General features: G+C 48.3%; 13 protein-coding genes and 1 pseudogene. 3 read left to right on the top strand and 11 right to left on the bottom strand.

Features of this window, described 5'->3' with window-relative positions:
• Window positions 1-16: 16 nt before the first annotated feature.
• Genes WKT10_RS07730 through WKT10_RS07745 form a run of 4 tightly spaced genes read right to left on the bottom strand, consistent with a single transcriptional unit; the run spans window position 17 to window position 4,034 of the window.
• Window positions 17-1,312 carry a lipopolysaccharide biosynthesis protein gene (locus tag WKT10_RS07730; protein ID WP_066545899.1) on the bottom strand — a complete coding sequence of 432 codons (1,296 nt, stop codon included), beginning with the start codon at window positions 1,310-1,312 and terminating at the stop codon, window positions 17-19.
• 6 nt (window positions 1,313-1,318) lie between these two features.
• Window positions 1,319-2,029, bottom strand: a complete 711-nt coding sequence (locus WKT10_RS07735; protein ID WP_066545896.1) for a glycosyltransferase family 2 protein — start codon at window positions 2,027-2,029, stop codon at window positions 1,319-1,321.
• A gap of 27 nt (window positions 2,030-2,056) precedes the next feature.
• Window positions 2,057-3,016: a glycosyltransferase gene (locus tag WKT10_RS07740; protein WP_066545893.1), complete on the bottom strand. Its 960-nt coding sequence runs from the start codon at window positions 3,014-3,016 to the stop codon at window positions 2,057-2,059.
• 7 nt (window positions 3,017-3,023) lie between these two features.
• On the bottom strand, window positions 3,024-4,034 hold the full coding sequence (locus tag WKT10_RS07745; protein ID WP_340276506.1) for a glycosyltransferase family 8 protein: 1,011 nt from the start codon (window positions 4,032-4,034) through the stop codon (window positions 3,024-3,026).
• Between the two features lie 145 nt (window positions 4,035-4,179).
• Between WKT10_RS07745 and WKT10_RS07750 the strand changes: the two genes are divergently transcribed.
• A complete protein-coding gene (locus WKT10_RS07750; RefSeq protein ID WP_340276508.1) occupies window positions 4,180-5,691 on the top strand; it encodes a L,D-transpeptidase in 1,512 nt (503 codons plus the stop codon).
• 81 nt (window positions 5,692-5,772) lie between these two features.
• Here WKT10_RS07750 and WKT10_RS07755 read toward each other — a convergent pair whose 3' ends face one another.
• On the bottom strand, window positions 5,773-6,669 hold the full coding sequence (locus tag WKT10_RS07755; protein WP_296035648.1) for a LicD family protein: 897 nt from the start codon (window positions 6,667-6,669) through the stop codon (window positions 5,773-5,775).
• A gap of 1 nt (window position 6,670) precedes the next feature.
• Window positions 6,671-8,155, bottom strand: a complete 1,485-nt coding sequence (locus WKT10_RS07760; protein ID WP_340276511.1) for an oligosaccharide flippase family protein — start codon at window positions 8,153-8,155, stop codon at window positions 6,671-6,673.
• A gap of 211 nt (window positions 8,156-8,366) precedes the next feature.
• Here WKT10_RS07760 and WKT10_RS07765 point away from each other — a divergent pair, with 211 nt between their 5' ends.
• The gene (locus WKT10_RS07765; RefSeq protein ID WP_337932238.1) at window positions 8,367-9,323 is read left to right on the top strand and encodes a glycosyltransferase; all 957 of its coding nucleotides are present in this window, start codon (window positions 8,367-8,369) and stop codon (window positions 9,321-9,323) included.
• 18 nt (window positions 9,324-9,341) lie between these two features.
• Complete coding sequence (locus WKT10_RS07770) at window positions 9,342-11,156, top strand: aminotransferase class I/II-fold pyridoxal phosphate-dependent enzyme (RefSeq protein ID WP_340276516.1); 1,815 nt, start codon at window positions 9,342-9,344, stop codon at window positions 11,154-11,156.
• 12 nt (window positions 11,157-11,168) lie between these two features.
• Here the strand turns inward: WKT10_RS07770 and WKT10_RS16020 are convergent.
• The 5 genes and pseudogenes from WKT10_RS16020 to WKT10_RS07790 all read right to left on the bottom strand — a co-directional run.
• Window positions 11,169-11,265 (bottom strand): annotated as a pseudogene (locus WKT10_RS16020) (transposase); the annotation flags it as partial.
• A gap of 200 nt (window positions 11,266-11,465) precedes the next feature.
• Window positions 11,466-11,684: a DUF3791 domain-containing protein gene (locus tag WKT10_RS07775; RefSeq protein WP_340276518.1), complete on the bottom strand. Its 219-nt coding sequence runs from the start codon at window positions 11,682-11,684 to the stop codon at window positions 11,466-11,468.
• Window positions 11,685-12,248 (bottom strand): NUDIX hydrolase, encoded by a 564-nt coding sequence (locus WKT10_RS07780; protein WP_066545867.1) that lies wholly within the window; start codon window positions 12,246-12,248, stop codon window positions 11,685-11,687. It lies immediately after the preceding gene.
• A 17-nt stretch (window positions 12,249-12,265) separates the two neighbouring features.
• Window positions 12,266-13,363: a UDP-galactopyranose mutase gene (gene glf / locus WKT10_RS07785; protein WP_337433394.1), complete on the bottom strand. Its 1,098-nt coding sequence runs from the start codon at window positions 13,361-13,363 to the stop codon at window positions 12,266-12,268.
• An 86-nt stretch (window positions 13,364-13,449) separates the two neighbouring features.
• Window positions 13,450-14,262, bottom strand: a complete 813-nt coding sequence (locus WKT10_RS07790; protein ID WP_340276522.1) for a TraX family protein — start codon at window positions 14,260-14,262, stop codon at window positions 13,450-13,452.
• Between the last annotated feature and the right edge of the window lie 6 nt (window positions 14,263-14,268).

Raw genomic sequence — 14,268 nt, forward strand, 5'->3', positions numbered from 1 at the left:
CCTCCTTATTAAACACTCACTTTTTCAGCCCGATTGCCGTACAGATGCCAAAGCCTGCGCAAAGGCCCGCCATAAGAAGCAGATAGCACAGCGCGCCTCCGCCGATCCCAAAGGCTCCTACCAGAGCGCCTGATAAGACCGCTGCTGCCAGAGCGCCTGCGCCGTATACGAAAAATACGGTTTTCTGCCTGCGCATAATCACCAGAGCATAGTACATCAGATTGGCAAAGGCATAAAAACCGCCTCCCAGCACGATTCCTGTAAATGCCCAGAAATGTGCCGTCAGCACGCCCGGATCCCCTCCCATGATCTGCTCCATCACAGAAAGAACCCATTTTCCCAGACATAAGGTTCCTCCCACTGCCAGCACCGTAAGACCGGCAATCACCGCGCTGATCCTTTTAAGGGTATTAAAAAAAGCCCTCCTGTCATCCTTCCCCCAAAATTCTGTCAGGACGGTCAGATAGGGGCGGATCACAAAATTCGCTACCATATAGATAACAGAGGTAGGCATAAAAATCAAGTTAAAATACCCGGAAGCCGCATTGTTCATCCTGGCGTCAATGGCATATTTGGCAGAGGAAAAGATATAAAAATCAAGAAATACAGACACAAAGAGAAAGCCTGTGCTTAAAAACAGCTTTCTGCACTGTCCCTTTTTTGCCTCCCATTTCACAGCGGAAAGAGCATGGATCACATCCAGATTAAAAAGGATGACTCCTCCGATCTGAGCCGCTACTGCTGCCAGACAGGCCAAAAGCAGGTTTTCAAAGGCAGCCAGTATGACCGTAAAGACAGATACGGAAAGAATGGTTCGGAAAAAATTGGATTTTCCCGTCAGATACAGGCTTCCCTGGCGCTGAAACTCCGATTCATACACGTCCGCGTATCCGTCAATCACCTTATAGACCACCAAAAGGAGTAGAATGGTGCATTTTTCTCCATTATAATCACCGACTCCCCGAAGATACGCCCCGTGACGGATCATCATAAACACAGCTCCGGCAGCCAGAGCGATCAGGCAGGTTATATTTCTGTGCTCTCTGTAATCTCCAAAGGTATATTCGCCAGCTCCGTCTGTAATGTGGAAGGGGCGGATGCCAAAATAAGCCACTAAAAACAGCTGCTGGCCCAGAGTCGAAAAGCCGAAGGAAAAAATTCCTCCCTGTTCTTCTCCTGCCAGCCGGATTACAAGAAAGGATAAAACCATGCTTGCAAATGCATAGACAAAGCTTCCTGCAATATTCCATACCACATTTGCCCGGTTTATATGATCCCCCTTATATAACAGAGTCTGCGTCATCCGTTTCATTCTCATTTATCCTTTCGTTTTTGCATCCTGCTGCCGTTTCCTGAAATTCTGGATCACCAGAATGGATAAGAGCATACGAACCATATATTTTACAGCCGTAACCGGCTTAAGATAGCTTTCCCCGGCAGTCCGGTCATCAATCGTCACCTGAACCTCAGCCACTCTGGCCCCCTGGTGGATCAGGAAGGAGATGGTATCCGGCTCAGGCCCGTAGTTCAGATTGAGGGCAAATTCCCCGATCATTTTCCGGTTAAACAAACGCATGCCGGAGGTCGGATCCTTTATGTGTGCCCCCGTAGTCAGCCGGATTGCCGCGCCGATGATACGGCTGCCCAGCATGCGAAAAGACCAGTCTTTTTTCTCTGTCACAAACCGGGAACCGATCACAATATCGTAGCCCTCGTCCATCTTCTCCCTCATGGTTTTAATAAATTCCGGACGGTGCTGCCCGTCTCCGTCAAACTGGATCGCATAGCGGTAGCCCTTTTCCCAGGCGTATTTCATCCCGGCCTGAAAACAGCCGGCCAGTCCCAGATTGACCGGAAGATCCAAAAGACGGTAGCCCCGTTTTCTGCAGATCTCTGCAGTCCGATCCTTAGAGCCGTCATTGACTACGATATAGTCAAGCTCCGGAAAACTTTCTGTAAGCTGATCTACCACCCGCTCTATATTCTTTTCCTCATTATATGCCGGTATTACAAGCAGCACCTTATCCATCTGTGTCATCCTCTTTTTCTCAAATCCCTATCTTCCGGCCTTAATCCTTAGAAGGCCGGTCAAAACACTTACCTCTGCCAGTACAAGTCCCAGAAACATCCCGGCGGCTGTCAGGGAAGTCGGGCCTTTATGAAGATAATGTTTATAATAATACAGCTTGCTCTCATGGAGCAGCCTTTGACGGTCAGCCGCCTTTTTATAGCATTTATCAATGGTTACTGAATGGGCATGGACATATCTGGCATCCACTGCCAGAAGTGCCTTTAAACCCAGGTTTTTCAGCTTCTGCCCTAAAATCTTTTCCTCATAGTAAAGGAACACATTTCTGTCAAACAGCTCCTCTAAATCACCCGGTGTAAAGCAGCCTGTCTTTATCATAAAAAAAGACCCGGGCAGTGCGCCCACGATCCGCGTATTGCCGTCCCCGCCTTCAGGCAGTTCCAAAAGAGGCGTTTTTAATACAGGCGCAAACATCCGTCTGGCTAACGGAGCCGTATCCAGAAGATCCTTCCACATAGGCTGCAGGTCCCAGTAGGAAAACAATTCCCGGCCCTCAGGATCTGTCACCATGGCTGATGCTATGGCTCCATCCTCTCTGGCCTCAAGAACCTCTTTCAGCCGTTTTACACAGTCATCGGAAAAATGAACGTCCGGATTGGCAATTATAATATAATCCGGTTCCAGATACTCCATGGCATAATCAATCCCTGCCTGGTTTCCGCTGCCATAGCCGCCGTTTTCATCCGTCCGTATCAGCCACAGGCTGGGAAGAATATCCTCTTTATCTTCCTTTTCCTCTTTTTTCCATCCAAGCTCCAGCTTCTTAAACTTCTCCCATGAATCATCGGTGGAGCAGTTATCCACCAGAAGGATATCGTCAATCAGACGGCTCTCCTTTAACTCCTCTGCCAGTCCTGCTGCAGTTTCTGCATCATTATAGTTTAAAATAATACAGCAGATCTTATCCCTGTCCGTGTCACTATCCATTGTAAACTTACTTTCTTTCCTTTCCTGTCTTTCTTGCATCGATCACCCGCATTCCAAGCCGTCTGCTTATGGCAAGACGAAGGGCGGGGCACAGCCGCGTCATCTGGTTAAAGCACCACCACAGCTGCATATAGAGGAATTTTCCCTCTGTGAGAGGCATATCCTTCCAGGGCGTCCTGATAAGATACTTTTTATAATATTTTTTATAATGATTATGGTTTCCCCTGATCCAGGGCCTCTCATCCCCCAGATAATGGATCACCACCGGAGCACGCTTCGCCTCATAAAACGCCTGCTCTCCCACCTCTTCATAAGCGGCGCAGAGCTTTTTAAGAGTCTGATAGCGAAAATAGCGGTAATTGGTGAAAAAATTGTATTTGGGCGGCAGGGAACAGATTCTCCCCCTTAACGCGCCGTTTATGGTATCCTGATCGCAGGCAAAGAGGCTCCCTGCATGGGCGCCGTAAAAATCAAGGAGCTTTTTTAAAACATCCTCAGCTCTCCATCTGGCCAGATCCATCAGGATCACCCCGGAATTAAAGTATGCATCCTCCGGCTTCATCCCTATGGTCTCTTTCATTTCCTGATATACCGTCGGCTCCATCACCATTCCTGTCAGGCATTCCCCCAGCTCTGTCTCATAGAGAGGCTCAATCGAACCGCACACAATGGTATCACAGTCCAGATACAACGCCCGCTCAACGCTTTCAGGCAGAACCTTGGGTGCAAACAGACGGCCCATGGCGCTGATATCAAAGCCTCTTGTATCTATTTTATAAGGAAAACGCTCCTTTAAATTTCCCAGCTCCACTACGCTCAGGCTCCGCCCAAAGGAAGCTGCCAGGCTTTTAAGGCGGTTCTGATACTCTGTGCACATCCCTACAGACAAAACATAAATGTCGATGTGCTCTGCCCTGCGGTTATGGTCTAACAGAGAGCAGAGAGAAGCCGCCAGATGGCCTGCGTATCCGTCATTGGAAGCATATATGATATTGATGCGTGAGTCTGTTTCTGCCATACGATCACCTGTTTCTTACATTCTCCGGTCATTTTATTTACGATTTTACAATAAGAGCTTAAAAAAGTAAATCATCTATGGCATTTTTCCTTTAAATATGTTAAATTAGGTTACAGTACATCATCCATTCAGGAGGTTTTTTATCATGCGAAGATCCCTTCGATATATGGCTTTGGGAGTTCTTACCGCTTCCCTGCTGTCAGGAAATGCCCTTACAGCTCTGGCGGATCAGGACGTCAACCATGGCCCCGGCGTTTCACAGGCTCCCGAGGTTTCACAGGAGGCTCCCGGCGTTTCCGGCGACACCACCCAGAACGGCCCCGGCATCATCGTAGAGCCGGGAAGCGGAACCGGCGGGCAGGAATCATCCCAGTCTGAAACTGCCTCTCCGGAAACGGAAACCCCAGCTCCAGAAGCAGGAACAGAGGGACAGGCCTCAGGCGAAACAGCCGGACAGGCTCAGGAAGTCCCCCCGGAGGAAAGCACCCAGGTTCCTTCCAATCAGGCCTTTTTACAGGTGCAGCTTCTCCGTCCGGATATGACCTGGACCGATCCCATCCGTGACGATACCACCATTTATCCCGGTGAAGGCGGCTTTATTAGTATGTCCATTTACGCCAATAATCTTCCCGGCGACGTACTTTACCGCACCTACAGCGCTCCCCGCGGCTGGAGTAACTGGGCCATGAACGGCGGCCACACATCCTGGGCTGCAGACTGCCCCATTGAAGCGATCCAGATCCGTTTAAACGGCGTATTCGGAAACAGCTTTGACGTATACTACTGCGCAACCCTGTCGGATGGAACGGTCTGCGACTGGTCAAAAAACGGCGGAACGAACGGAGCCATGGCCTGCGGACGCTACATTACCGGCCTGCGTTTTTCCCTCTGGGGCAAAGGCACGGAAGGCGCTGTCTATAAAATGGACGCTCCCCTTGTATCTGCCGCACCGGACGGCATCCAGTTTGTAAACGGCACCCCCGTATTCAGCAACGGTACCGGAGATCTGTTCACCGGCTGGGTATGGAATGACAGAGACCGCTACTATGTGGTAGACAACGCGATCGTTACCGGCTGGCAGTACATTGACGGATACAAGTATTATTTTGAAGCAGACGGAAAGCTGGTACAGGACCTGGAGCCTTATCTGAACGCTCAGGGGCCTTTTATGCTTAAGATCAACAAGCAGATGAACTGTACCACGGTTTACATACAGGACGGTACAAACGGCTTTATCATCCCCTACAAGACATTCCTTTGTTCAACCGGCGACGACACGCCTCTGGGCGATCACAAGACGCCTGAGAAATACCGCTGGAGACTGATGAACACGGATGAATACTGCCAGTACTGCACCCGTCTGGATCAGGGAATTCCGATCCTGCTCCACTCTGTTATCTATGAGAGACCGGATCCCTATACCTTAAAGCCTGTAACCTACAACTACCTGGGCGCGACTCCCTCTCATGGCTGTATCCGCTATACCACAGAGGATGCCAAGTGGATTTATGACCACTGCGCTCTGGGGACAACTGTAAATGTATACAATTCAGATATACCGGGGCCCTTTGACCGTCCGGCCATCCAGAAGATGATCCCTGAAACACAGACCTATGATCCTACCGATGTAAATGTTCCGGAAAATGGGCTAAGATAACACAAAATACCGGAGGCTGTCCGCGCCGATGCAGGACAGATCTCCGGTATTTTTATGCCCATTTTCAATGAGACGACAGCTTCACTCTTCTGCACCTCTCCAGTTGTTTTTTTGATACTCCTCATAGGAAACATCCGGGTTCAGAAACAGGCTTCCATGCATGGTTGGGGCTTTCGCAGGCTTCATATAATCCCCATATTCCTGTTTCAGCCGTCCATCATAGCCTGCCGGGGCAGGAATCCGGCGGTTTTCAAAGGGAAGATACACCATTTCATCAAACCACTGGCGCTTCCAGGTATTTTTTTCCAGATGGCGGATAAATACCGTATCGCAGACCCTTGTGGCATTCGTACCATTAAACCTCCTGCAGACTGCTTCATAAAAGGAAACAGCCCGTTCCATAGGAATCGAAAGGAAGGCTCCAAGCCTGTTTAAAATCCTCCCAAATACCGTGGCATTTTCATAATAGTCAAACCGATACCAGGTGTAAAGCACCGTCCACAATGTCTGGATGGAAAAAGCCCAGATCCTGGAGAGAACACGGCCTTCAGGCATGGCATCCAGGGGGAAAATATCAATGAAAATCCCACAGTTATATCCTGCTTTCCTGTCCTCCCTGCTGCAGCCTGTGGTACGGCTGTTTCGCAGCTGGGCATGGGCCCGCAGATAATTTTTCTCCCTGTAAGGCGTCTGTAGCACCAGATGCTCCTTTAATTCTCCCGGAGCCACCTTAAGAAATGTTTCATAGTCCTCCCGGAGCATTGCCAGATCAATATCATCATCCCAGGGAATATATCCCTGATGGCGCACCGCGCCGATAAGCGTACCGCTGTCTGCAAAATATTTCAAACCGTATTTTTTGCAGATCCGCTCCACCTCGTCCAGCATTTCCAGCTGGACAGCCCAGATCCTCTTTGTCTTTTCATCCACTCTCCAGCCGCAGCGGATTTCTTCTTTATAAAATTCTGCTGTTTCCATTTTAAACATACTCCTGTTTTTTTATAATGCGCTCCACCTGCTTCCATATAAAGGGATCTCTAAGCACCAGGAGAATCATGCCATACACCACGGCGCCGGCTCCAATCTGCAAGAAGGTCACTGCCGGACTATAGCCCCAAAGCTTTACAAGTGTACGGCCCAGCACAGCTACGCTTATAAACATGCAAACGCCCGCAATCAGCCGCCTCCAGATGCATTTCCATAAGAGCGGCAGTGTTACAAAGCCTTTGCCAAGCCGGAGATATAAAAGCGTGATAAAGCACTCCGCTGCCACTGAAGCCGCAGCGGCTCCATAGGACTGAAATTTAGGAATAAGGATTAAATTCAGGATAAAATTCACCACAGCCCCTCCTACGATCGCACGGCCGCTCTGAGCCCTTAACCCTGCCGGTGTCAAAATCTGGCTTCCCAGACAGTCGCTTAGACCCACCACTAAAACCAGAGGCGCACAGACATACATCAGAGGGATCACCGGAAGGTAAGCATCACCTAAAAACCAGGGTACAAAGCCTGCGGCAATCCCTGAAAGTCCCAGTGTGATCGGAATGGCTAAAAGAAGCACAAAATCCAGAGAACCGCGAAGACGCTCTCTCACCTCATCCAGTTTCCCTGCGCCAAACAGATAGGACATCCGTGCAGACATAACCGCATTAAAGGACATGATCAAAATCTTTGACATATTCACAAACCCTGTGGCGTATTCGTAGTAGCCATTCTGGGACTTGTCCCCATCTGTGAACCATCCCAGCATGGTTTTATCCAGGATCGTATAGACAGAGGTGGCTATGGTGGGGATAAAATACACCAGCGTTTCCTTTAGATGGCGCAGAGGCTTAAGCTGGCGGATATCCGGTTTTCCCACAAAGGGTTTTAAATAGCCCCACATGGAAATATTTCCCAAAAGTCCGGTTGCTGCCGTTAAAGCCACATATAAGAGAAGATCATTTTTAGTGCGGATAAAAAGGAACAGAAGGACAATGCCCACACATTTTACAGCCATATTCCGAAGAACGATCAGCCCGTATTCCTCCAGACCTCCGAAAAACCATGAAATATCAAAGGCCACTGCGATCAGCGTCATGGACAATGCAGCGTAATAGGGCGCATACTCCTTTGAACATCCGATCACGCCCAGCCAGAACACCAGACAGACTGCCGTCATCCCTGCGCAGAGAAGCTCAATCTCCCAGAACAGACGGTTCAGCGCTTCCCTATCATCCCGGTGCATGGCAATCTCCCTCTGCCCGTAGGAGGCTGTTCCAAGAGCCGCCGCAATGGCAAAATACTGCACCACGGAATTGGTATAGCTCTGGATTCCCGTTCCGTCCGGCCCTAAAACCCTTGAAAGGTATGGAGTGGTAATAAAGGGGGTCAAAAGCGTCATAACCTGATAAATCAGATTATAGGTATAATTTTTACGGATACTGGGCATCCTGTGTGTCCTGCCGGACTTGTTTTTATTCATATGGATCCTGCTCCAATCTCTCCATTTATTTGCCTTCTGAAATTGTAGCATATTCGCAGGCAGGGTGCAATCCGATTTGGAGCTCATCCGCTTTTGCAATGTGCTGTACCCCTTGCGGAAGCTGCCGCCTGCAATCCCGTTTGACATACCCCCTTAAATGACTTATAATCAGAACCATAATCGGATCGGCAGATCATGGAAGGAGGAGCCCTTGAAATTCGGAGTTATCATTGTAACCTATAACCGCCTTGCGCTCTTAAAGGAATGCGTAAGCTGCGTTCTGTCCCAGACCGAACCATTTTCCAATATATGTATTGTAGACAACCACAGCAGTGACGGGACAGCAGGCTGGCTGAAAAACCTGCCGGCCTCATTTCGGGCTGAAACCGACTCCTGTACCGGGCCTTTTTTTGATATCTGCCGTCTTAAGGAAAATCTGGGAGGCGCAGGAGGCTTTGCTTATGGAATGAAACGTCTGTCTGCCACGGACTGCGACTGGATTTTAATTATTGACGATGACGCCATGATCGCACCTGACTATATAGCCGAGCTTAAAAAGGCCATCCTGAGTCACGAATACTTGGCCTACTCCGGCACCGTCACCACAAAGGGAGCCATTGATACCAGCCACCGGCGCTTTTTAAAATGCCCCACGTTTATGTTCTATGAACCGGTTCCTGAAGCATCCTATGGAACACCTTCCTTTGAATACGATATCAGTACCTTCTGCGGCCTCCTTGTAAAGGCTTCTCTGGTTCGGGAAATCGGCCTTCCAAAAACGGAATATTTTATCTGGTTTGACGATACGGAGTACTGCATGCGCTTTCACAGCCGGTCCCGTATCCTGAATGTAAATACCGCGGTTTTAAACCACCGTACCGCTCCACCTGGGGATGCTCCCACGGTCAGCTGGAAAAATTACTACGGCTTCCGCAACGCCATTGACATCGGGAAAACCTATTCCCGGCATCCCTTCCTCTATATGGCCTATATTATTTTAAATCATCTGGCTCATATTGTGCTGGACTCCCTTTTGGCCCTTTTGGGAAATCAGCCTGCCATGCGGCGGTACCGGGCCGGAATCTATAAAGCGGTATTAAAGGGCCTGCGCCAAACGCCCAATGGGATCTGTAAAGACTATCTGCCCGGAAGCGGCAAACGAATATAACGAAGGAGAACAAACACTATGCAGGCAATGATTCTTGCTGCAGGTATGGGAAAACGCCTGAAGCAGCTGACACAAAATAACACAAAATGCATGGTAAAGGTAAACGGGGTTCCCATGATCAACCGCACCTTAAGCCAGCTGGAGCGCTGCTCCCTTTCCCGGATCGTGATCGTGGTGGGATATGAAGGCCAGAAACTCATAGAGCATATCCGCACTCTTGATATCAAAACTCCTGTGGTCTTTGTAGACAACCCCATTTATAATAAGACCAACAATATCTATTCCCTGTTTCTGGCAAAGGACTATCTTCTGGAGGAGGATACCCTTCTTCTGGAATCGGATGTGATCTTTGAGGATTCTGTCCTGGACTGTCTGGTAAATGATTCCAGAGACAGTCTGGCTCTGGTGGCAAAATACGAATCCTGGATGGACGGAACCTGCGTGCGCCTGTCTGAGCAGGATGACATCGTAGATATGATCTCCAAAAAGCAGTTCCGTTTCTCAGAGATCGAGGATTATTATAAAACGGTAAATCTTTATAAATTCAGCCGTGAATTTTCCCGTACCCACTACGTTCCTTTCCTGGAAGCATACACAAAGGCTCTGGGAAACAACGAATACTATGAGCAGGTATTAAAGGTGCTGGTGGCTCTGGATGATCCCGGCATCAAGGCCAAACGTCTGAGCCCTGACCAGAAATGGTACGAAATTGACGATATTCAGGATCTGGATATTGCAGAATCCATGTTTGCCTCTGAAAAAGAGCGCACCGCCTTAATCAGCCGCCGGTTCGGAGGCTACTGGCGCTATCCCGGCATGCTGGATTTCTGTTATCTGGTAAACAGCTACTATCCGCCCAAAAAGATGCTGGATGAAATCCGATCCAATTTTGATGTACTGGTCCGCCAGTATCCTTCCGGAATGTATGTAAATTCCCTTCTGGCTGCCAGAAACTTCTCTCTCCGCCAGGATCAGATTCTGGTGGGAAATGGAGCCGCCGAGCTGATCAAGGCTCTCATCGGTCATACAACTGGAAAACTTGGCGTGATCCGTCCGACCTTTGAAGAATATGCCAACCGGTATGAGTCAGACAAAGTTGTTCCATATTATCCGAATAACGATAACTTTTCCTATACGGCTGACGATCTGATAAACTTTTTTGAGGATAAGGATATCAGCTGTCTGACCGTGGTCAATCCTGACAATCCCTCCGGAAACTACATTCCCAGAGAGGATATGCTGCGGCTGATCCGATGGACGGGCGAGCGAAACATTCATATGATTGCAGATGAGTCTTTTGTTGACTTTGCAGATGAGGAAAATGCCACCCTTTTACAGGAAGAGCTTTTAGATGAGTATCCCCATCTTACGGTTATAAAGAGCATTTCCAAATCCTACGGTATCCCCGGACTGCGCTTAGGGATTGCTGCCAGCGGCAATAAAGACCGCATCTGCCTGCTGAAAAAAGAGGTAGCGATCTGGAATATCAACTCCTTAGGGGAGTTCTATATGCAGATTGAAGAAAAGTACAGAAACGATTATGCCGCGGCTCTGGTAAAGGTAAAGGCAGAACGGGAACGCTTCGCGAAAGCCCTGGGCGAAATCCCCGGAATCCGTGTAATCCCCTCCCAGGCAGATTATCTGATGATCGAGCTTACAGGCGGCCACAGCGCCGGCCAGGTCACAGAACGGCTGTTAAATCAGTACCATTGTCTGGTAAAGGATCTGTCCTCCAAACTCTCTGCTGATAACCGCCAGTTCCTGCGGCTGGCAGTGAGAAACCAGGAAGAGGATGATGTTCTGGTGGATGCGTTGAGAGCGGTTTTGGTGTAAAAAAGAACTCTTTACAGAATCGTCATCAGGTAAATGCAATTTGAAGAAACAGAAGTTAATTTTTTGTTTCCCAATTTCAAAAATCGTTATAATAATTTTGCTTTAGCATAGTTCCATTATAACACGGAACGGAGAGAAAGGTAGTTATCGTTAGCCATCTTTTTCTCTTTTTAAGAGAAAAGTTTCAGGGGGGCATTGTGACTTGTCCAGTCACAATGCCCCCCTGTTTTAGGCTATCTATTTCCCGACCCCCATTCTATACATAGAAAATCCGCCCGAAAAATGGTCTGCCTGTTTTTCGATTCACTTTCACAGCATACCTCCGTTTTTACGGCACAGTATTTCCAGATCTTCCACGATTGTTCCAAAATCTAACGTATGCTCCACTTCATAATTTTCTTTTATAAAAGCAATGCCCTTAAATTGAAAAAGATAGCGAAATGATTCTTGTAAACTGATATTATGCTGCTGGGCAAATTCACTTACACAGGCAACGGTAAAACCTATCTTCTCCTTCTGTTCGCTCATTCAAATCCTCTTCACCTTCTCACCCAACTTAGAATAAATCCGCTCCGCAAACCACGGTTCGCTGCACCGGCTTTCTATCTCATCTGCCGGAATCCAGCCCACACGGCTGTTTTCATCAGGTTTTACAGCCAGAGGCGCCTCTGTATCCCCCTCCAGGAGGAAGGTCACATTCAGATGCAGATGAGAGGATACATACTCACCTCTTTTTTCGTGGCCATCCACGGTGAGGATTTCCAGCGAAAACAGCTCATCCGAAAGGAATTTCACCTCTGTAAGCCCACTTTCCTCCTGTATTTCCTTTTTGATAACCCGTCTTACATCCTCATCTCCGTCCGCATGGCCTCCCAGCCAGGCCCATGAGCGGTAAATATTGTGGTAGGCCATCAGGACCTTTTTACGATCCGGGCTTACCACCCAGCCGGAAACGGTTATGTGGGCATTTTTATTATTTCTCGTCAATATATCCCGTCCGGAATCAATCTGCTCTAATATCAGCTCCCGATCTCTTTCTTCCTGCTCATTATACGGAACATACGCTTCTACCAGCTGCCTTAACTCATCCATCCTGTCTGCCCCCTCTTTTAAAATATCTCTTCCGCCTTCTTCATGGCAGATTCGATCACCTTATCCATATCGTAATACTTATACTCGCCCAGACGGCCTCCAAAGATTACATTCTCCTCTTTCTCTGCCAGCTTTGCATACTTCTGGTATAATGCCTGGTTTTTCTCATCATTCACCGGATAGTAGGGTTCCATTCCCTCCTGCCAGGATACGGGGTACTCTCTGGTAATCACAGTCTTTGGCTGAGTGCCGAACTCAAAGTGCTTGTGCTCAATGATCCTGGTATAAGGAGTTTCCCTGTCTGTGTAATTTACCACAGCCACTCCCTGATGATTTTCTTCCTCCAGCACCTCTGTTTCAAACCGCAGGCTCCTGTATTCCAGCCGTCCGAAGCAGTAATCATAAAAGCCGTCAATGGTTCCCGTATAGACCACCGTGCCGCCCAGGCTGTTGTAATACTCCCTGTTTTCCAGATAGTCCACTCCGGTTTCAATCTCGCATCCCTCGAACAGCTTATGGATCATCACATTGTATCCGCCGATGGGGATTCCCTGATAGAGATCGTTGAAATAATTATTGTCATAAGTATAACGCACCGGCAGACGGCGGATGATAAAGGAAGGAAGCTCCTTGCAGTCTCTGCCCCACTGCTTCTCCGTATAGCCCTTTACCAGTTTTTCATAAATTTCCCGGCCTACCAGACTGATAGCCTGCTCCTCCAGGTTCTTCGGCTCTCCCTGGATTTCTTTTTTCTGTTCCTCAATGATCGCCTTCGCCTGGGCAGGAGTGGAAATGTTCCACATCTTGCTGAAGGTGTTCATATTAAAGGGCATATTATACATCTCGCCCTTATAATTTGCCACCGGACTGTTGGTATACCGGTTAAACTCTGCCAGGGAATTGACAAACTCCCACACCTTTTTATTGCTTGTATGGAAAATGTGGGCTCCATACTTATGTACATGGATATCCTCCACATCCTCGCAGTAAATATTTCCCCCTATGTGATCCCGTTTTTCCAGAACCAGACAGGTTTTCCCCTGTTTTTTTGCATACCAGGCAAATACGCCTGCATAAAGACCGCTTCCTACCAGAATATAATCGTATTTTTTCATATGATTGCCGCTCCTTTTCCCATCCGTGATCGAACCATTGATCCTATACCCGCATTATATCAGTTATCTTCCTGGCTGTCACGCTCCTACGCCAGAGGAATCCCCAGAAAATACCATCTGATCAAAAAAAGTACAAAAAGGTGAAGGGGATAAAACCAGTAAAACAAAAACTTTGCCTGCTGCTTTCCCCGTTTTCCGTTATAAAACCATATGGGCACCGCTGCCAGCGCCCCTGCTCCCAGAGTAGGGAACAGCGTCTCTATAAAACCCAGCACTCCTGCTGCCACAGTCTGCTTCCTCCGGCTGTTCCTGAAACGGTATAAAAATACAATAATCAGTATGCCGACGGCATTATAATCCGCTCCTGCAAGAACCGCAGCTCCGCAGCCGATAAAGGTGTACAGACAGACCAGATCCATTTCCTTTGGTCCATATGTCCTCTTCTCCGCCCGTTCTATCCAGCAAAGGATTAAAAAGCCGATAAAAAGCTCAAAAAACACATTTTGATACATGGGATCGAACACCCTGTTTGCCACTGCCAGATTAAACGGGATCTCCGATATCAGACCAAACAGAAGAAGGTTTCTGCCGTATTTCTTCCTGTCCCTTGTATGTACAAAGCCTTCCACAAGAAGAAAACAGTAAATCAAAAAGGCCGGGCGGCCGAGAATCCTCAGAAGCAGCGACAGCGGATATAAAAATACTCCCCATGACTGTTCCAGAAGGAAATCCATCCGTTCTGCTCCGCCCTGATAATACAGTCCATACTCCAGGACCACAGCCCCTATATGGTCAATGAACATGGAGCACATGGCAATCCATTTAAGGGCCGCTCCGTTAAGCCCTCTCTCCGGCCATACTCGTTCCGTCCAGGTAACATGCGTGATTTTATTTTTCATAAATAT

This window comes from Enterocloster sp. HCN-30185 (genome assembly GCF_037890305.1).
Classification (GTDB): Bacteria; Bacillota; Clostridia; order Lachnospirales; family Lachnospiraceae; genus Enterocloster.

Bases quoted from the DNA above. Each gene is read 5' to 3' on its own strand.
- WKT10_RS07730 (WP_066545899.1), bottom strand. From the start codon at position 1,312: ATGAAACGGATGACGCAGACTCTGTTATATAAGGGGGATCATATAAAC.
- WKT10_RS07735 (WP_066545896.1), bottom strand. From the start codon at position 2,029: ATGGATAAGGTGCTGCTTGTAATACCGGCATATAATGAGGAAAAGAAT.
- WKT10_RS07740 (WP_066545893.1), bottom strand. From the start codon at position 3,016: ATGGATAGTGACACGGACAGGGATAAGATCTGCTGTATTATTTTAAAC.
- WKT10_RS07745 (WP_340276506.1), bottom strand. From the start codon at position 4,034: ATGGCAGAAACAGACTCACGCATCAATATCATATATGCTTCCAATGAC.
- WKT10_RS07750 (WP_340276508.1), top strand. From the start codon at position 4,180: ATGCGAAGATCCCTTCGATATATGGCTTTGGGAGTTCTTACCGCTTCC.
- WKT10_RS07755 (WP_296035648.1), bottom strand. From the start codon at position 6,669: ATGGAAACAGCAGAATTTTATAAAGAAGAAATCCGCTGCGGCTGGAGA.
- WKT10_RS07760 (WP_340276511.1), bottom strand. From the start codon at position 8,155: ATGAATAAAAACAAGTCCGGCAGGACACACAGGATGCCCAGTATCCGT.
- WKT10_RS07770 (WP_340276516.1), top strand. From the start codon at position 9,342: ATGCAGGCAATGATTCTTGCTGCAGGTATGGGAAAACGCCTGAAGCAG.
- WKT10_RS07775 (WP_340276518.1), bottom strand. From the start codon at position 11,684: ATGAGCGAACAGAAGGAGAAGATAGGTTTTACCGTTGCCTGTGTAAGT.
- WKT10_RS07780 (WP_066545867.1), bottom strand. From the start codon at position 12,248: ATGGATGAGTTAAGGCAGCTGGTAGAAGCGTATGTTCCGTATAATGAG.
- glf (WP_337433394.1), bottom strand. From the start codon at position 13,363: ATGAAAAAATACGATTATATTCTGGTAGGAAGCGGTCTTTATGCAGGC.
- WKT10_RS07790 (WP_340276522.1), bottom strand. From the start codon at position 14,262: ATGAAAAATAAAATCACGCATGTTACCTGGACGGAACGAGTATGGCCG.